The sequence below is a fragment of the Bacteroides caecicola genome, from assembly GCF_023337095.1.
Lineage (GTDB): Bacteria > Bacteroidota > Bacteroidia > Bacteroidales > Bacteroidaceae > Phocaeicola > Phocaeicola gallinarum.
In genome coordinates, this window is the sequence record NZ_JAMBLM010000010.1 from 1 (window position 1) to 19,378 (window position 19,378).

The window sequence follows — 19,378 nt, forward strand, 5'->3', positions numbered from 1 at the left end:
TTTTGAAAAACAATACGAGCAAAAGAATAACATCGTGGTATAGCCTTTTGCTTGAACTCCATCCGGCATGGTCAAAAGGGGTGAAAAACACTACCCGTAGAACCGATGCGTCTTACGGGTAGAACCGGACAATTCTACCCATAGAAATGACCTGCACTAACGGTAGCGTTTTCCGGAACATCAGGATACAAAAAAAGGCACAGATATATATTCTGTACTCCAATTACTGAGAGCAAACAGAACACATACCTGTGCCTGAATATCGGGAAATACGATTTCGCCTACTTATTATTAATATGCACGAGCAAATAACACACGGCGCGCAGAAGGTTTACCTGTAACCATATCCACACCCGGAGTAAGGCTTTCTTCGTCGGCATCGAAAGGAATACAACGAATCGTTGCTTTTGTTTCTTCCTTAATGCGCTCTTCGGTTTCGGTAGTTCCGTCCCAATGAGCAAGAATAAAGCCTCCTTTCTCTATCTGTTCTTTAAAGTCATCATACGTATCCACTTTCGTAATGTGTTCGTTACGATACTTCAAGGCTTTCTGATAAATGTTTGCTTGGATTTCTTCCAACAAATCTTTCACATAGGCTTCAATTCCGTCGCACGTGCGGGTTTCTTTCTCCAGCGTATCGCGGCGCATGATTTCAATCGTATTGTTTTCCAAATCACGACCTCCCATAACAAGACGAACCGGAACACCCTTCAATTCATAATCGGCAAACTTAAAGCCCGGACGCTTATTGTCGGCATTATCGTATTTCACGGAAATACCCAAAGCCCGCAGCGCGTTTACAATGCCTTCTACTTTTGCATCGATTTGCTTCAACTGCTCATCATTCTTATAAATAGGTATGATAACCACTTGAATCGGAGCCAGATGCGGAGGAAGTACCAAACCGTTATCGTCAGAGTGAGTCATAATCAAAGCTCCCATCAAGCGGGTAGATACACCCCATGAAGTAGCCCAAACATAATCCAACTTATTGTTTTTATCAACAAACTGAACATTGAACGCTTTTGCAAAATTCTGTCCGAGGAAGTGTGACGTTCCGCACTGAAGTGCTTTTCCGTCTTGCATCAATCCTTCAATCGTATACGTGTCAAGCGCCCCGGCAAATCGTTCGTTAGCAGATTTCACACCCTTGATAACGGGAACAGCCATATATTTTTCAGCAAAGTCTCCGTATACATGCAACATTTTTTGTGCTTCTGCTTCTGCTTCTTCGCGCGTAGCGTGAGCTGTATGTCCTTCTTGCCACAAGAATTCGGCTGTACGCAAGAACAGGCGCGTACGCATTTCCCAACGTACTACATTTGCCCACTGGTTACACAGGATAGGCAGATCGCGGTAAGAATTAATCCAATTTTTATACGTACTCCAAATGATTGTTTCTGAAGTAGGACGGATAATCAATTCTTCTTCCAGTTTTGCTGCCGGGTCTACAATCACTCCCGAACCGTCATCGGCATTCTTCAGACGGTAGTGAGTCACCACCGCACACTCTTTGGCAAAGCCTTCTACGTGTTCTGCTTCGCGACTGAGGTATGATTTAGGAATCAACAGCGGGAAATACGCATTCACATGCCCCGTTGCTTTAAACATATCGTCTAACTGACGTTGCATTTTCTCCCAAATCGCATATCCGTAAGGTTTAATCACCATACAACCGCGAACAGGCGACTGCTCTGCAAGGTCAGCTTTTACAACCAAATCATTATACCATTGTGAGTAATTTTCACTTCTTTTGGTAAGGTCTTTTAATTCTTTTGCCATAATTTTGTTATGCAGTTATTTTTTATGTTTCAATGGATTTACGGACACAAAATTACGAAAAAGATTTATTCTAACCTTTGTTTTTGAGCTTTTATGAGCGAAAAGACGTAAAAAATGTAATTAGCATCCTGCTTACATGCAATCTTTCTTTATTTTTGATAATCGAAATACCACCAATAAGTGTCTCCAAACTCACGTTTCATATAATTTTGTTCTTCTAACGGCGAGGCAAATTCCGTCTGACGGGTTTTATATCTGATATATTTTTCTTGCATTACAGAATCATTCCGCACGAAAACAGAGTCGGAATGATTTGAACGATATATGGCCATCGCTTCACGGTAATATCGCGGCAGAGAATCTTCTGATTCATAAAAGTCGTCAATGGTCTGTGCAAACTTATTTATCTGTTTATCAAGCAGAAGTCCCGCCAAGTAATAATCCAACGCAATGTATTTTCCACGGCCTGTATAACAAAGTTCGCTCAAATAATCTAACGGCTTATCTCCTACATAGGGTTTTCCTCCCAAAAGATCGTAAACCGAATCGTTCGTAAAACGCAAAACAGCCGTTGAGTCTTCATCGAAAAACAGACCGTCTACCCCGTAATACTGGGGGTACTCAAAAAGTTTTTCTCCCATCAATTTCGCATGAGCCATCGCCATTGCCCGAAGTGCTGTTAATGTATGCGTAGATTCTAACGAACGTTTGCCTACTTCCAATGCCTCTACATACTCCCGGTCACGCAAGTAACGCTCTACCTCTAATTCATGATGAAACGCCCGATTGGTATTCCCCACCAGCACGGTCATCAAACATTGGACGAAAAGTATCAGCAGATTATAATTCACTAACCCCAGCCTACTGCCTTCTGTGTTCAACTGATTGCGATACAAGCCGCGCAACCAATATGCAAACACAACAAAAATCAGGATGAGAACCGGAAGCAACCAACTCCATACCGTGTGATAAGCAGACATATACACGGTTCTACCTACATCGGTCAAAGCACAGAGAACGAGAAATGAAGGCAGGTAAGAAAGCGAACGTATATAGCCTTTTAATCCTAAAAGGCTGTTTACCCCCCAACGCAGCAAGAGCAGTATAAGCGTAATAACGACAGCACTGCCCATCGGGGCAAAATGTGTTTTCCCGTGAGCCAAAGAGAAGTGTAAAGCCTCTAATACATCTCGCTGGAAAACATATAAATAAACGAAACTAAATAGAGAGAAAAGAAAACCGCACACCACGGTTGTCATGCGTGCGGCTTTCTCATAAAGTACATTTGTATATTTACCCATTACAAATTAGTTTTTCACTCGTTTCAAAACTACAGCCGAACGCGCCGGTACGTATAACTTCAGCCATTCTTTCTTTTCTTTTGCATACAATGGATCGGCACACGTAAAATGGCGCATTGAATCATCAGCGAACCCGAAGCCGCCAAAATCCTTACTATCGGTATTTAATACTACGTCGTATGCTCCACGCGGAACAAGGAAACCATAATCAGTAAACGAACGAGTAGGATTAAAGTTAAAGACAAATATCAGGTCCTTACGGCGGTAAGCCAATATCTGGTCTCCATCATTATGCCAGATTTCAACGACATCACTCTTCTGAATATTTTTCACGCTCTCAATCAAATGCACCATAGCAGAATCAAAATCACCTAAATAATGATAACATAGGCTCTTGTCGTCTACCAAATGCCATTGCCGGCGCGCATATTTATATGACCATCCATTTCCTTCGCGGGGGAAATCAATCCATTCAGGATGACCGAACTCATTACCCATGAAATTCAGATATCCTCCGTTAATAGTAGAGGCTGTAAGCAAACGAATCATCTTATGAAGAGCTATACCGCGTTCTACCACTCCATTTTCATCCCCTTTCTTGAAATGCCAATACATGTCAGCATCAATAAGGCGGAAAATAATTGTTTTATCGCCTACCAAAGCCTGATCGTGGCTCTCGCAATACGAAATTGTTTTTTCATCTTTACGACGGTTGGTCACTTCCCAGAACAGGCTCGACGGCTTCCAGTCTTCATCCCTCCGCTCTTTGATGATTTTAATCCAATAATCAGGGATATTCATAGCCATACGGTAATCGAAACCATAACCACCGTCTTCAAACGGAGCAGCCAATCCCGGCATACCGGAAACTTCTTCGGCTATTGTTATTGCCCGCGGATTTACCTGATGAATCAAACGGTTAGCCAACGTAAGATAACAGATTGCATTATCGTCTTGATGTCCGTTAAAATAATCGTTATAATTGCAGAACGCCTCTCCTAATCCGTGACTGTAATAAAGCATTGAGGTAACTCCATCGAAACGGAAACCATCGAAATGGAATTCTTCCAACCAGTATTTACAGTTAGACAACAAGAAATGAATCACCTCATTCTTTCCGTAATCAAAGCAAAGAGAATCCCATGCCGGATGTTCACGCCGATCGCCCTGATAGAAATACTGGCAGGGGTCTCCGGCAAAATTTCCTAAACCTTCCACCTCATTTTTTACGGCATGAGAATGAACAATATCCATAATAACAGCCACTCCCATCTGATGAGCCGCGTCAATAAGTTGTTTCAATTCTTCAGGCGTTCCAAAACGAGAAGACGGAGCAAAGAAACTGGATACATGATAACCGAAACTACCGTAATAAGGATGCTCTTGGATAGCCATTATCTGAATGCAGTTATAGCCATCCTTAACAATTCTCGGCAAAACGTTTTCCCGGAATTCATTATATGTACCTACCCGTTCCGCATCCTGAGCCATACCAATATGGCATTCGTAAATCATCAGTGGGGCTACATTCGGGACAAATACTTTTTTCTTAAATTTATAAGGCTTTTCCGGACTCCATACCTGCGCACTAAATATTTTAGTTACCTCGTCCTGAACAACACGGTTTGCCCATGCAGGGATTCGTTCGCCGCATCCTCCGTCCCAATATACTTTTAACTTATAAAGATCGCCATGTTTCAAAGCATCTGCCGGCAAATTAATTTCCCAATTTCCGGCTTTACCACGGATTCTCTTCAAACGATACTTCGGACTTTCTTTCCATCCATTAAAGTCACCTATCAAATAAATAGTAGTGGCATTGGGCGCCCATTCACGGAAAGTCCACCCTTTATCCGTCTGATGCAGGCCAAAATAAAGATATCCTGACGCAAATCCGGTCAGATCACTTTTGCCAATCAGTTCTTTTTCCTTGTCGATAACATGTTGATGTCTTCCTTTAATGGCATCCGAATATGGTTCAAGCCACGGGTCGTTTTTAATAATTTTCAATACTTCATCCATAGTATCAGTGTTATTAATTATACATTAGCCTTAATCTTTATAATCAATTTCCTTAACTTAGCAGATGTTATAGCCGGTGCATGAGCATCTTGAGGAAAGAATATCACAAACATACCCGGCTTTACAGTAAAATAAATATCTGCATTTATATCATAAAACGAAATATCATTTTCAGCATCGTAAGGTGTTTCTGCAAGTACATTACGCGGTGCATATCCCATCATTTCGATACCTGAAAGAGGCAATTGGATATCAATAAATTCGTTGTGCGTTTCCAAACGTGCTTCTTTCTTCTTTTTCGGAGCCGATTCGGTAAAATTAAAGACAAGATTTCCATCTTGCATGATTATTTTCCCTGTTGCCGCCATTTTCAAATCTGCCGATTTAAAAAAGTCAAGCACTTGTGCAAACAATGGGTGTACCCCAACATACTGCTCGAAATTTTCTATTCTATCTATAATCATAACTTTTCAATGATTCATTATAGCCGATTTATTCCAACTCATCAATCGTTTCATTCGTAAAATCAGCAAAACGTTTTAACTGCATGAATATATCAGCTATATCGTCAACAAAGTTCGGGTTTTCAAAAAAAGAATCCGGTACACGGTAGGCTACCGTATAATCTTTACAGCAGATATATTGCGGATAAGGAAAATCTTTCGGAAACCCTTTCGGAATGTTTTTCAAGAATTGTTCTCCCACCACCGGAAAATATTTACGAAAAGCCTTATCTTCTACAATAGAACGGTATTCATCTATATTATCACATACCGACTGACGGACTGCTTTCAACATTTCAGGAGGCATACACCAACTTCCCCCTGCAAACATACAATTATCCGGTTCCAAATGAATATAATACCCGCAGTGATTGGATTTTTTCCCTCGGGCATTAATATATCCGCCAATATGCGTCTTATAAGGAGATTTATCTGCCGAAAACCGTATATCCCGGTAAATACGATACGTACAATCACGAGGGCGGACATGAGCCACACTTTCATCGAATAAAGAAATACGGGCTATCACTACTGTTAATAAATCTTCGAAATCGGACTGTACTTTCAGATAATCCGATTTATGCTCTAAAAACCATTCGCGATTATTGTTTGCCGCCAAAAGTTTCAAGAAATTCAAGATTCCCGATATATTCATACCTGTCATTGTATCTTTAGACGAACAAACATACAAAAATTATTTATATAAAACGAAAAAAGACCGGGAAAATTACCGGTCTTCAATAATATTCAACAAAAAATCATGTATTTTTCCATTTGAGGCAAGCACTTGATGTCCTGAATAAAACGTATCCCCTCCGCTGAAATCCGTAACCTTACCTCCTGCATTCTGAAGTATCAGGCATCCGGCTGCAATGTCCCACGGCCCGAGGTAGGATTCGATACGGGCGTCGAAACGTCCGGCGGCAACATAACACATCTCGGCTGCCGCAGCTCCGACCAAGCGTAAACCTGCCACATTGCCATAACATGTTTTTATAAAACGCAAAGCAAAGGGTTTGTATTCTTCGGCACGATAAGGGAATCCTATTGCAATAAAAGCATCGTCTAACGTATTGACCGATGAAACATGTATTACATTACCGTTCAAATAAGAAGGTGCACCTTTATACGTCCAGTAACATTCATCTCTGCAGATTTCATAAACCACGCCCAAAAGGAGTTCTTTTTCATCCCGCAGGGCGATGCTTACGCAATAAGGGGAATTGTCATGAATAAAATTAGTTGTACCATCCAGCGGATCTACCACCCAGCAATACTTTTCATCAGTCATACTCCCGCTTCCCTCTTCAGCAATAAAGCCTGCATCAGGAAGCAATTCTTTCAGGCGGGTTACGATTCTTTTTTCCGACTCTTTGTCTACATAAGAAACATAATCATGTGCATGTTTCTTCTCGATGCTTTCGCGGCTAAACCTTTTTCGTTCTTCACGAATAAAGCGACCCGCCTCCAATGCTATCTGGCGTACATCGTCAGTCAATTCAAGCAAATCCATAGTCTTTTTATTTTTTTTCTTCCAACAAACGTCCGTTGCGGAATGTACCTTTACGGATTACGTTGCCGTTTGCATCTTTTTCAATAAACGGTCCGTCTTTCTGTCCTTTCTTGAAGAAACCTTCAAACCGTGTTCCGTCTTTCGTTACCAGCGTTCCTTGTCCGTCTTCTTTACCTCGCACAAAATGGCCGGTATATACAGAGCCATCCGTCATACGCAGTGTACCTTCGCCATCTGCCATATTGTTTTTCCACTGCCCTTCGTACTCGTCACCGTTTGCCCATTTATATTTACCGTTTCCCGAACGTTGATTTTTCGACCATTGTCCTTCGTAAACAGCACCGCTCACCCACGTAAACGTCCCTTCGCCTTCTTGCCATCCTCCCCGGAATTGCCCGACGTATTTGTCACCGTTAGGATAGGTATAAATACCTTGTCCGGTACGTTCACCGTCGGCATAATCACCTTCGTAACGTTCATTATTCTGAAAGTAATAAACCCCTTTTCCGTTTTGTACATCATTTACCCAATCGCCTATGTATTTATCGCCATTGGTGTAATAAAAAGTACCTTTTCCGTGCCGTTCACCGTTTTTCCACTCGCCTTCATACTTAGAGCCGTCTTCCCAAGTCATCACCCCCTTTCCGTTTTTCAGGTCATCTCTCCATTCGCCTTCATATTTTGCGCCGCCTTTCCATGTATAAACACCTTTGCCGTTACGCTTATCATGATGCCATGAACCGACGTAGAGGTCGCCGTTGTAATAAAACATAGTTCCCTCTCCTTCTTGGAAATCAGCAAACCACATTCCATCGTAACGATTGTTGTTCATAAAATAATATGTTCCCTTTCCGTGCTGCTGGTCTTGATACCATTCGCCGACGTATTTCTCTCCGTCACTGAAAGTATAGGTTCCGTTTCCCTGACGCTTCCCTTTTACATATTCGCCTTCGTAGATATCTCCGTTTTTAAAGATGGTTTTTCCTTTTCCGTTCGGACGTTTCCCTTTCAGTTCTCCCGTATATTCAGAACCATCTTTAAATTTATAATATCCTAAAGACAATTGAGCTGAGGCTGTAACACCGCCCCACACCATAAAAGCACATAATAATAAAGTATGTTTATTCATTCGATTATTCTGTTTTTACCGCTACCTACACACTGGTAACACCATATTCACATTAAGATTTATATTTCGCGCTCCAAAAATAAAGTTTTTTAGCCTTTTCAGGCGGCATCATTTCAAACTTTTTTACCTGCTACTACTTCTATTAAGTTTTCTTTGCAGAAATATTTTTGGGCAAGCCTGCGAATATCTTCTGCCGACGTGTCTCGAATTGAAGCCACACTGCGGACAAAAAATTCTTTATCCAATCCGGCTGTTTCTATGAAAATCCACGCATCGGATAATGAAAAAGCACTCTCGTACGAACGACACATATCGCCTAACATGTAATTACGTACCATCGTCAATTCTTCTTCTGAGACATATTCATCTCTCAGTTTATCCATTTCCCGATAAACTTCTGTAATTACCGGTTCGATGTATTCATTTGCCGTTTCGGTACTGATAACCAAGATACCGGTATCAGGATAAGCCACCAGTCCTGCCCCTATACCATACGTATATCCTTTTTCTTCACGGATGTTCGACATTAACCGAGAGCCGAAATACCCACCGAACAGCGTTACAAGTACACGCAGTTTCAAATAATCGGGATGCTGACGAGACAAAGAAAAACCTCCGATCTTCAACGAACTTTGCAGAGCATCTTCTTTCTCGATAAACACACGCTTCCGCTGATCGGTCTCCGGCGTGAAAATCCGATTATAAACGGCATGATTCGATACGCCCCACGCTTCATCTCCGAAATTTTCTTCAATGCAGCGCACAATCTCGTCCGTTACTTTTCCCGAAACATAAGCAGAACAATTGTCCGAGCGGTAATGACAAGCATAAAAGTCTTTCAGTACATCGGCATGAATGCGGTCGTAATCTTCCCATTCAGCATAACGTCCTAATGGATGCGAAACGCCAAACAAAGAACGGTTTAATTGCTTACGTGCCAACACATCCACCCGCTGATTATTGACAAGAAACTGATGTTTATTTGCCTCCGTTACCACCCGTAATTCTTTTTCCGGGAAAACAGGTTCTTTTATAATGGATGCCAAAATTTCAACCGTTTTCGGGAAATACTTACCCAGCGAATAGAGCGTAACAAAAGCGCAGTTTACCGATGAAGAGAGATCAAGCCATGCTCCATAATAATCCAGTCTTTCGGCTATTTCGGAAGAAGTCATCGTGCGCGTTCCTTCGCGCAGCATACGATTGGTAAACAGTGCCTGAAGCGGCAGCGTTTGATGTAACTGTCCTCCTTTTATTATCAAATCAAAGCGAATAACATCTTCACTCCCGGCACGAATTACATGAAGCGGCATACCGTTTCGCATGGTCATCTGCTCGGGTTGCGGAATAGAGAATTGCTCTATCTGGCGAATTTTGGGTGCTATCGTTCTGTCAACTGTTATCATTTCACCTCCCCGTGTTGTTTTAACCATAGCTCAGCATGTGCCAAATCTTCCGGTGTATCTATCCCGATGGTTTCCACGTCACTGACTCCTACCTTTATAGTATATCCGTTTTCCAGCCAGCGAAGTTGTTCCAATGATTCCGCCAATTCCAATGACGATTGGGGCAAGGCTGTTATTTCTTTCAAGACTTCTGCCCGATAAGCGTATAAACCGATGTGTTTATAGTAGGTATGTCCGCTCAACCATTCCGCTTTGTCTTTGTTCCGCTGATACGGAATAATGGAACGACTGAAATACAGTGCTTGCATGGATTTGTTTACCACCACTTTGGGCGAATTTACATTTTCCAAAGCCTCAAAACCGTCGGTCGGTACAAAAGGTTTAACCAATGTAGCTATCTGCGTCGAATCATCATTGAAACAGGCTTTGACGGCTTCTAATTGAGCGTGTCGGATAAAAGGTTCGTCACCTTGAATATTTACTATTACATCGTACCCCTTGCCTACTTTCTGAAAGGCTTCATAACAACGGTCTGTTCCACTTTTATGGTGAACCGACGTCATCACCACCTTTCCGCCGAAAGATTTTACGGCAGCTTCGATGCGTTCATCGTCGGTTGCTACGTAAGCCTCATCCAAAGCTCCGGTTACTTGTTCATACACACGCTGAATTACGGTTTTGCCTCCCAATACAGCCAATGGTTTGGCAGGGAAACGGGTGGAAGCATATCGGGCAGGAATAATTCCTATAAATTTCATGACATTGTAATTTTAAATTAATAAGGCAACAAAAATACGAAAAGTTTTCTACTTTTGCATGTAAACATTTTGATTTATGGAAAAGAAATACGAGTGTCTGCTTTGTTTGGGTTCGAATACGGAAGGGATGGTTCACCTGAAAAATGCCGAGAAAACCTTGAACCGTTTTTTCCCGCTCATACGGTGGGGGAAGATTCTGAAAACTCCGGCTGAAGGGGATACGGTCTGCGAAACGACCTACCTGAACCGCATCGCCAAATTTCAAACATCATTAGATATGGAAACCGTTCAGCATATTCTGAAACAGGTGGAAGTTGAAAACGGAAGAACTGCCGAAAGCAAACGCACGGGCATCATTCCCTTAGACATCGACTTGCTGGAGTTTAACGGACAAATCTTAAAGCCTGAAGACATGAAAAAGAACTACGTACGCCGCGCCATGCTTCTTATCTGAGAATCTCCGTCCGGCTAAACAGACTGTATTTTCACATACCCCAAGCGCGTATATCTTACACCGTGACTTTCATAGTGTCCCATTACCTTTGCCGATAACAGGTGTAACACTTCCTGACGGTTTATTTTCCGAGACCGGCAGTGTAGGGCTTTTGGGGTCAGGCTCTGCCCCGCCGCCTTTACAAGAAACGTAAATCGATTGCCATCCCTATCCGCTGCCAATATGTTCTGGTCTACATAAAAATCCGGCTTGTAGGTGTCTACTTGCAGACGAATATTCAGTACCGTCAAACTCAAGTCTTTCAGTTTATCGCCTTTATTTCCTACAAACCGGCTGACAGATGATATCTGACGCTTCTGTACAGTCAATTCGAAATGAACATACGCAAATTGTTTCGCTAATTCGATTAAGTGGTCATAGCGGCGGGTATCAGGGGTAAATTTATTTGCCAGCCACAACACATAAGACGGGGCAAGATAATAAATTTCAGCCAAGCGTTTTCCCTTATATTTACCGAAAGGAATCACATCGTCAGTCAATCCATAACAACGTTCAAAAACAGCGTTATCTGCCACCGACAATACGACATTGCAATTTTGCAACAGCTTCATGGCCCGCTCTGCCGCCACATCAAACGTAACTGCCAGCGTGCGTATGAACAAAGGAATATCTGAATCAGGAAATATGCGCCATAACGCATAGTAAGGACGGTAAGCCGTAGCAAGACTGATGACATAAGCCCCTCGCTCGCGTGTTCTTCCTCTATTAAATGCCTCGACACGTTCCAATACTTCATTGGCAACTTCCGACGATAACTGATAGAATGTTAGTTTTTCGTCCATACTACCCTCCTTTCATAAGGAGGGCAATATACAAAAAGAAAGCATAAAATCCAAGTCAACACTTGTTTTTCTTAGCCAATGCTGCCTATTTTGCCTTTATTTTCTATTTTCCGATGCAATGATAAACGATATCCAACTCTTTCAATTCTTCGGCATCGTAAATATTGCGTCCGTCGAAAATAACAGGGCGATTCATGGTTTTCTTGATAACACCCCATGCCGGAAGACGGAATTCTTTCCATTCTGTCACCATCAGCAAGGCATCGGCATCGAGCAAGGCATCATACATATCGCGTGCATAATAAATACTGTCACCCACCCGTCGGCGAGCCTCGTCCATAGCAGCGGGGTCGTAAGCACGAATCACACAACCGGCTGCTTTCAGTTTTTCTATCAGCACCAATGCAGGAGCTTCACGCATGTCGTCGGTTTCGGGTTTAAAAGCCAATCCCCAAAGTGCGATAACCTTTCCTTTCAGATTACCTTCATAGAAAGCCGAAAGTTTCCGGAACAGAATATCCTTCTGAGCTTCGTTTACTTCCTCCACCATCTTCAGCACGCGCATGGTATAACCGTGTTCTTCCGCCGTTTTGATCAAGGCTTTCACGTCTTTCGGAAAACAAGAGCCACCGTATCCGCAGCCGGGATAAAGGAATTTCCTACCGATACGTGTATCAGACCCGATACCTGCACGCACCATATTCACGTCGGCTCCCACCAGTTCACAAAGATTGGCGATGTCGTTCATAAAACTGATACGTGTGGCAAGCATCGAATTCGCCGCATATTTTGTCATCTCGGCTGAAGGAATATCCATAAATATCACACGGAAATTATTTAACAGGAAAGGGCGGTATAGCTTGGTCATCAACTCTTTTGCCCGCTGCGATTCTACGCCCACCACCACACGGTCGGGAGTCATGAAGTCGCTGATAGCATTGCCTTCTTTCAGAAACTCCGGATTAGAAGCTACATCGAAATCGACGGATACGCCACGACGCGCAAGTTCTTCTTGGATAACTGCCTTTACCTTTTTTGCCGTACCCACAGGAACTGTGCTTTTCGTAACCACCAATACGTATTTGTTCATACATGCCCCAATGGTTCGAGCTACGTTAAGCACGTATTGCAAATCAGCACTTCCGTCTTCGTTGGGAGGCGTACCCACTGCACTGAATACAATCGACACTTCATCAAGACATTCTTCCAGCGAAGTGGTAAAGCGTAAACGTCCGGCTTTGGTATTACGCAATACCATATCCTCCAGTCCCGGCTCGTAAATAGGAATCACTCCTTTTTTCAGGGCTTCAATTTTCTCCTTATTCGTATCCACGCATATCACATTCGCCCCTGTTTCGGCAAAGCAGGTGCCTGTTACCAAACCAACGTATCCGGTTCCGACTATTGCTATATTCATAAAATCCTCTTTTTATCTTTTGTTGAGTTTCAAGCAGCATTTCCTACTCCTTGAACGCTCCGCAAAAATAGAAAAAAAATAGATATTGACAAAAGAAGTTCATTTAGAGCCTGCCGTTTAAATTCTACCCGACAAATTTCAATTTTTCCCCGACAAACTCCAAATTTTCCAATACAAACAGTAGGGCTTATTACAGAAAAAATGCTAATTTTGCAATATGATTGAATTGGCAAAACATATAGAAGTCTTATTATTAGAAAACGATTGCGTAATCGTTCCGGGATTTGGCGGATTTATCGCCCACAACCGTCCTGCCATGTATAAAGAGGAAGATAACGAGTTTTATCCTCCTACACGAACCATCGGTTTTAATCCCCAGTTAGTAATGAACGACGGACTTTTGGTTCAGTCGTATATGAAAACGTATAGTACCGACTTTCCGGACGCAACGCGCAAAATCGAAGAAACGGTTATCCAACTGAAAGAACAGCTCTACGAAAACGGGCAGTTTGAGCTGAACGGAGTAGGTACGCTTTACTATAATATAAAAGGACGATATGAGTTCGAGCCGCTAAAAGATGCTTTTTTCACGCCGAACCTGTATGGATTAGAACGGTTCTCGTTGCCTTTATTAAGTAAAGAAGTACAGCCTCAACAGCCTGCACCGACAGTCAAGACTATCCAGATGTCGTCTCGGAAAGAGAAAAAACATATACCGCTACGCAGTTGGGCACGCAACGCTGTGGCAACGGTAGCAGCCGTTTTACTGTTTTTTGTTCTCTCCATTCCGGTTGAAAACACTTATATTGACGAAGCAAGTTATGCTTCACTCGGTTCTACAGCTATGTTTGATGCAATCCGTAACCAATCGGTAGCTACTACCTTATCCGGTGAAGGACAACAAAACCAACAAGAGAAAAAGAAACGGATACGTAACAACATCAATACACTGAAACCCGTTACCGTAAAAACTGAAAAAGTAAAACCGGTTGCACAACCGGCGGCAGAGGTTGCCCCCGCACAAAAGAATCCGACTTCTCAAGCTCAAGTTCAAGAAAAAGAAGTTACGCCCAAAGAGAAACCGGCTTCCCAACCTGCTGTTCAAAAAGGTTCTTACATCATCATTGCCAGCCTTGCTACGAAAGCCGATGCCGATGAGCAAGTGAAGAAATACCGCGAGAATGGCTACAAGAACGTACAAATATTGGAGTCGAACGGACGTTACCGTATTGCCCTCCATGAAGGTACCAGCAGCAGCGAGGCTTATCAAGAGGTCAACCAACTGAGAAAAAACGAACAATTTAAAAATGCGTGGGTATTCACCGCTAAATAAATACAGAGAGAATACATCTTTATGAAGAGAGTCAGATGTCCCAAATGCGATAATTATATTCAATTTGACGAAACAAAATACGAAATCGGCCAGTCATTGGTCTTTATCTGTGACAACTGCCACAAGCAGTTCAGCATACGCATTGGAAAAGCCAAACTCAACGCTGCCAACCAACGTCAGGAAGTGGCAGATGAATCGACAGGTATGCAGGAATGTGGAAATGTGGTGGTAATTGAAAACACGTTTGCTTACAAACAGGTACTGCCGCTTCACGAAGGCGATAACGTAATAGGACGCCGAAGCAAGGGTATGGACATTGACGTACCTATCGAAACCAACGACCCCAGCATGGACCGCCGTCATTGCATCATCAATGTAAAGCGGAACAAACAGGGAAAACTCATCTACACCCTGCGCGACAACGACAGCATCACGGGAACTTTCCTTATGAACGAACTTTTAGGAGCGAAAGAACGCGCCCGCATTGAGGATGGTGCTATTTTCACATTGGGAGCTACCACCCTGATTTTGCGCTGCGCGGAAGAAAATGAAGAGTTGTAAAGTCTGATTACAGACGAGACAACTCATTAACCAACGAATCGCGCACAACGGTAAACTGTGGCATATTCATCGGGCTGATGGGTTTCTTCGGCTGCGATTTTATATGCAGCGGGTTTATCGGCTTTCCATGCTCGTAAACACGAAAGTCGAGATGAGGCCCAGTAGCCAGCCCCGTTGCCCCGACGTAACCTATAACTTCTTTTTGCTTCACCTCATTCCCTACCTTCAAGCCTTTTGCAAAACGGGACAAATGCATATAAGTAGTTTCGTAAACGCTGTTGTGGCGTATCTTCACATAGTTTCCTCCACCTCCTGCCTGAAAGCCTTTTGCTATAACCTTTCCGTTTCCTATCGCATAAACAGGCGTACCCGTAGGTGCAGCATAGTCTACACCGTGATGGGCGCGATAACGTTTCAACACGGGATGGAAGCGGCTGTTCGAAAAGCGCGATGAGATGCGGTAAAAATCCAACGGGGCTTTCAGGAAAGCTCCTTCAAGGCTGTTTCCTTTCTCGTTATAGTAAAGCTCTTCGCCGTCTTGCACGAAAGGTATGGCGTAATAAAGACTGTCTTCGTGATTGAAGGAAGCAGCCAGCACACGGAAGTTGGGCAGTTCTTTTCCCTCCACGTACTCCTGTTCGTAAATTACCCGGAATTCGTCTTGCTTCTGTAAGCCGAAAAAGTCGATGGTCCATCCGAATATATTCGACAATATCATTGCCAACTGAGGCGACGTGTCATGTTCTTGCATGGCAACCCACAGTGATGATTCCACTTTCCCTTTTACCTGCTTGCGTTTCCATTCCACGGGATTCTCCCCTCTACGCACTTCGTATTTCCGGTTTCTTACATCGAACACCACGTAAGATTTCGGATTTTCTTCGTATACGAAAAAGCTCGTTCTCGGCAAGCTGTCTTTGGTTTCGAACACAGCGTATGCCTGTCCGCTCCGAATCTTACGGACATCGAAAATTCCTTCAGACAGCTTATTCAACTCGTGTACTTCGCCCACAGACAATCCATGCTTTTGCAACAAGACCGACAAATTCTGATTTGCCTGCACTATTCCGTAGCGTACATTATAATTATCTACCGGAATACCGTATTTATAAACAATTTCGCTGACTTCTGCCGAGTCGGTCACTTCTACCTCATCAAGCGCCTTTCTGCTCTCTTCTTTGTTTATCCACGTAGCTATCCCTAACCCGGCAAACAAAACCATAAGGACACCTGCCGAAATGCCGAATACATTCTTTGTTATTCTCTTCATTATAATCAATTTGGATTCAATAATTGCAAGCCCCCATTTTATCTTTCAAAAAATGGTATAATTAATTACTACAAATGTAATGCTTTTATTGTTAATACCCTTTGTTTAAAAGGATATTAGTTTGGCAAAAAAACATAAAACTTTTATTTTTGTAATCAACCGCCCCAATGATGGCGGGCGGAAACCTAAAAATAACATATCCAAGTAATTAACAAAAAGAACAAAAATCTGCATCGGTTTTCCCGGCTTTAATCCGGAACCTGACAAAACGCTACCCGAAGGATGAAGGTGTTCTATGGGTAGAACCGGGGAACTTATCGGCTAAAAACTACAAACACTAACGGAAGCGTTTTTCGGGACATACCGGCAACATAATCCGGAAAAACCAGAACAAGATTAACAACCTACAATTTGTAAAGATTATGAAACAAGCAAAGACTACAATCCGATTGATTTATCCTCAATGGCAGGGTGGAGACATTAATCATTGGCTGCCTGAAATTCCGAATCCCGACGATGCGGCAAGAGGATATTACTTAGGTGCACAACTGCTGAATTTTCTGGCTCCCGACAGCGGACAGAAAACCGTGACCGTTCCCGTTTCAACGGATATCTCCAAGCGCGAATGTGCCGGTGGAGTGCTCGACCGTGAGGTTATCTACCGACAGTCAAAAGCTGCGTTAGATATTCTGAACACAGAAAATCCAGACCGGATAGTGACACTGGGCGGAGAATGCTCGACCAGCGTTGTCCCGTTTACGTACCTCGCCCATAAATATAATGGCGACGTGGCTATGGTCTGGATTGATGCACACCCCGATATTACCCTGCCCGGCGATGTGTATACGGGTTATCACGCAATGGCTGTTACTGCCTGCATGGGAGTGGGCGACCGGAAAATCATGGACGAACTCCCGGCTACCATCTCGCCGGACAAAATCTTGATGGTAGGAATCAGAGACTGGGAACGGGAAGAAATCAAAATACGCCAACAAGAATACGGAATCAAGCACCTGTCTCCGGAGGAGGTAAGGGAAAACAGCAACCCTGTACGTGAGTGGCTGAGAGCCTGTAGAGCATCTAAAGTGGTGGTTCACTTCGATATGGATGTACTCGACCCAAACGAAATCATCGCAGCCGTAGGAGTGGTTCCCGACGGAATGAAAATGGCAGAAGTGGTGCGGGTGATAAACGATATCGCCCAAGAAAAAGAAATCGTAGGACTGACCATCGCCGAGCCAATGCCGCGTATTGCTATCCGGCTCAAAAATATGCTCAGCCGGTTGCCACTGTTGAAATAGCTTTCTTGCCTATAAAAAAATGATGGTGAGCGTTACTGTGGCGCTCACCATCCCGAATCTCTTATCTTCCCGCTGTCGGCAACACACGAGCACACAACGTGATAAGTGTTTTGCTTTCAGAGTGTTTTTGGGTTATTTATAAGAAATATGTTTCCATTCGTAACCGTTCCACGTATAAGTAATCTTACCATCGGGAGTTTCCACTTGGTCTACCTGCGAACTGTTCTGCGAAGCAAGGGTAAGAGTTATATTCTGCGTTTGTGAGTTAGATTCACCGAAAGCCGAGCTATACACAGCAATGTTATTCGGAGTTACCAACTGAATAGTTCGCAACGCCGGACAATCGGCAAAAGCATAATCGTTTATGTTTACAGCCTTCGGGAGTGAAACCTCCTGCAAAGCACTGCAACCACGGAAAGAGAAAATGCCAATATCCGTAGCTTCAGGCAATTCGATTTTCATCAATGACTTGCAAGATTCAAATACCATGTCGCCTACAACAGTCATTTTAGGTAGTGAAATTGACACAAGCGCACTGCATTTGCCAAACACAGATGCTTCAATTGGTTGGTCAGCATACAATGGTGCGATTTCTCCTAATGCGGTAAGTTGAGGCATATTGACCGAAACCAGCGAAGCGCATTGGTGAAACGCCAGATTGCCCACAGATGTCAGTACGGGGAAATCGGCTTCAACTAATGCCGAATTAAAGAATGCAGATTCCCCTATCGAAGTGACCTGAGGCATACTCACCTTCTTTAATGCCGAACAATATTGGAAAGCATACGGCTCTACTGTTTGCAAACCCGGCGCTGTTACGCTTGTCAACATCACACATTGGCTGAAAGCATAACTGCCTACCGCTTTTACCGCTTCAGGGAGTACGAGTTCTTGTATCCGGATATCTTTGTCATAAAAAGCATGACGAGGCACTCCGGCTTGCCCGTTGCTCACTTCCGGCCAGCCTGTTACACCACTCAAATCGAGTGATTCCATATAAATACCTACAAAAGGATTATTCTCTACGAGATTTAAAGCCGCATAATCACCTTTCAGCGTGAAGCGAGTTATCCCCGCAGCCGAAGCATCGGCAATAGCTTTTGCAAGCTCTGCTCCCGTCAACTTTGTCAAATCGAAAAGGGTTGCATCGTTGTTATCCTCCTCTTCGGAAGCAGAAGCAGCCACCGTAACCTCACACGTTGCGCTTTTATCGCCAACCTTTACGGTTATCGTAACATTTCCTTCGGCTTGTGCCGTCACTGTTCCATCATCCGACACGGTTGCCACACTTTCATCCGACGAACTCCACACGCCGCTCTTTGCACTCGCATTTTCGGGCTGTATGGTAAGTGTCAGACGTTGTGTCTCTCCTATATTTAAATTAAGAGTAGCAGGCGATACGGTTACAGCGGCAACTTCGACATCGCCTGTTACTTCGGTTCCCGAATCGGAACATGCCATCATTATCACTGAAAACAACAAAAAGAACATCTGGTTAAATAAAAATCGGGTGTTCACAATCTTTACATTAAAAAAACTAATACTTCAATAATATTTCACACAAAGAAACAATAATTCAAAATACCTGTTTATCACTCCAAAGGTGACTTCTGTGTTATCCGATTATTACCAACAAGAAAAAAGAGCGTTTGGTTCGCACGATTTAAGCCGCATATTGTAAAAATATAAGAAAGAATATTAATGAACATTCAGTTACTAATTGTTGAAATGTTTTCAAAAGTATTACATCACAACAGAATGCGACAAACAACAAAAAGAACCGGAT

At 43.1% G+C, this 19,378-nt stretch carries 17 protein-coding genes; 4 read left to right on the top strand and 13 right to left on the bottom strand.

Translation table 11 applies throughout. From position 1 onward, the window contains the following. Positions 1–291 precede the first annotated feature (291 nt). The 9 genes from proS to kdsB form a co-directional block, all read right to left on the bottom strand. Positions 292–1,782: a proline--tRNA ligase gene (gene proS / locus M3085_RS10350; protein WP_178256120.1), complete on the bottom strand. Its 1,491-nt coding sequence runs from the start codon at positions 1,780–1,782 to the stop codon at positions 292–294. A gap of 149 nt (positions 1,783–1,931) precedes the next feature. Then, positions 1,932–3,083 (bottom strand): DUF6057 family protein, encoded by a 1,152-nt coding sequence (locus M3085_RS10355; RefSeq protein WP_178256121.1) that lies wholly within the window; start codon positions 3,081–3,083, stop codon positions 1,932–1,934. 6 nt (positions 3,084–3,089) lie between these two features. After that, entirely contained in the window at positions 3,090–5,105 is a 2,016-nt protein-coding gene (locus tag M3085_RS10360; protein ID WP_178256122.1) for an alpha amylase C-terminal domain-containing protein, read from the bottom strand. Between the two features lie 17 nt (positions 5,106–5,122). Further along, the gene (locus M3085_RS10365; protein ID WP_178256123.1) at positions 5,123–5,569 is read right to left on the bottom strand and encodes a YhcH/YjgK/YiaL family protein; all 447 of its coding nucleotides are present in this window, start codon (positions 5,567–5,569) and stop codon (positions 5,123–5,125) included. A gap of 28 nt (positions 5,570–5,597) precedes the next feature. Beyond that, positions 5,598–6,263, bottom strand: coding sequence for a DUF2461 domain-containing protein (locus tag M3085_RS10370; RefSeq protein ID WP_249052998.1), 666 nt, complete (start codon positions 6,261–6,263; stop codon positions 5,598–5,600). A gap of 72 nt (positions 6,264–6,335) precedes the next feature. After that, a complete protein-coding gene (locus M3085_RS10375; protein ID WP_191709288.1) occupies positions 6,336–7,121 on the bottom strand; it encodes an inositol monophosphatase family protein in 786 nt (261 codons plus the stop codon). Positions 7,122–7,128: 7 nt separating this feature from the next. Then, positions 7,129–8,217: a phosphatidylinositol-4-phosphate 5-kinase gene (locus M3085_RS10380; RefSeq protein ID WP_178256220.1), complete on the bottom strand. Its 1,089-nt coding sequence runs from the start codon at positions 8,215–8,217 to the stop codon at positions 7,129–7,131. Between the two features lie 146 nt (positions 8,218–8,363). Continuing rightward, positions 8,364–9,656 (bottom strand): M16 family metallopeptidase, encoded by a 1,293-nt coding sequence (locus M3085_RS10385; RefSeq protein ID WP_249052961.1) that lies wholly within the window; start codon positions 9,654–9,656, stop codon positions 8,364–8,366. Continuing rightward, positions 9,653–10,414: a 3-deoxy-manno-octulosonate cytidylyltransferase gene (kdsB, locus tag M3085_RS10390; RefSeq protein WP_249052962.1), complete on the bottom strand. Its 762-nt coding sequence runs from the start codon at positions 10,412–10,414 to the stop codon at positions 9,653–9,655. The genes M3085_RS10385 and kdsB overlap by 4 nt, the downstream gene beginning before the upstream one ends. 76 nt (positions 10,415–10,490) lie before the next feature. Between kdsB and M3085_RS10395 the strand changes: the two genes are divergently transcribed. Continuing rightward, the gene (locus M3085_RS10395) at positions 10,491–10,868 is read left to right on the top strand and encodes a 2-amino-4-hydroxy-6-hydroxymethyldihydropteridine diphosphokinase (protein ID WP_249052963.1); all 378 of its coding nucleotides are present in this window, start codon (positions 10,491–10,493) and stop codon (positions 10,866–10,868) included. Between the two features lie 14 nt (positions 10,869–10,882). On the opposite strand, the gene M3085_RS10400 is transcribed toward M3085_RS10395, so the two are convergent. Together M3085_RS10400 and M3085_RS10405 are read right to left on the bottom strand one after the other, a co-directional pair. Continuing rightward, on the bottom strand, positions 10,883–11,710 hold the full coding sequence (locus M3085_RS10400) for a hypothetical protein (RefSeq protein WP_191709284.1): 828 nt from the start codon (positions 11,708–11,710) through the stop codon (positions 10,883–10,885). Positions 11,711–11,813: 103 nt separating this feature from the next. Then, positions 11,814–13,127 carry a UDP-glucose dehydrogenase family protein gene (locus M3085_RS10405; protein ID WP_178256129.1) on the bottom strand — a complete coding sequence of 438 codons (1,314 nt, stop codon included), beginning with the start codon at positions 13,125–13,127 and terminating at the stop codon, positions 11,814–11,816. Between the two features lie 217 nt (positions 13,128–13,344). On the opposite strand from M3085_RS10405, the gene M3085_RS10410 reads away from it, so the two are divergent. After that, positions 13,345–14,460, top strand: a complete 1,116-nt coding sequence (locus tag M3085_RS10410) for an SPOR domain-containing protein (RefSeq protein WP_178256130.1) — start codon at positions 13,345–13,347, stop codon at positions 14,458–14,460. A gap of 21 nt (positions 14,461–14,481) precedes the next feature. Further along, entirely contained in the window at positions 14,482–15,021 is a 540-nt protein-coding gene (locus M3085_RS10415; RefSeq protein ID WP_178256131.1) for an FHA domain-containing protein, read from the top strand. 7 nt (positions 15,022–15,028) lie between these two features. Here M3085_RS10415 and M3085_RS10420 read toward each other — a convergent pair whose 3' ends face one another. Next, complete coding sequence (locus M3085_RS10420) at positions 15,029–16,291, bottom strand: peptidoglycan DD-metalloendopeptidase family protein (protein WP_178256132.1); 1,263 nt, start codon at positions 16,289–16,291, stop codon at positions 15,029–15,031. Between the two features lie 422 nt (positions 16,292–16,713). Here M3085_RS10420 and M3085_RS10425 point away from each other — a divergent pair, with 422 nt between their 5' ends. After that, complete coding sequence (locus tag M3085_RS10425) at positions 16,714–17,592, top strand: arginase family protein (protein ID WP_249052964.1); 879 nt, start codon at positions 16,714–16,716, stop codon at positions 17,590–17,592. A gap of 132 nt (positions 17,593–17,724) precedes the next feature. Here the strand turns inward: M3085_RS10425 and M3085_RS10430 are convergent, their stop codons facing one another. Then, positions 17,725–19,083, bottom strand: coding sequence for a leucine-rich repeat protein (locus M3085_RS10430; protein WP_249052965.1), 1,359 nt, complete (start codon positions 19,081–19,083; stop codon positions 17,725–17,727). Positions 19,084–19,378: the final 295 nt, after the last annotated feature.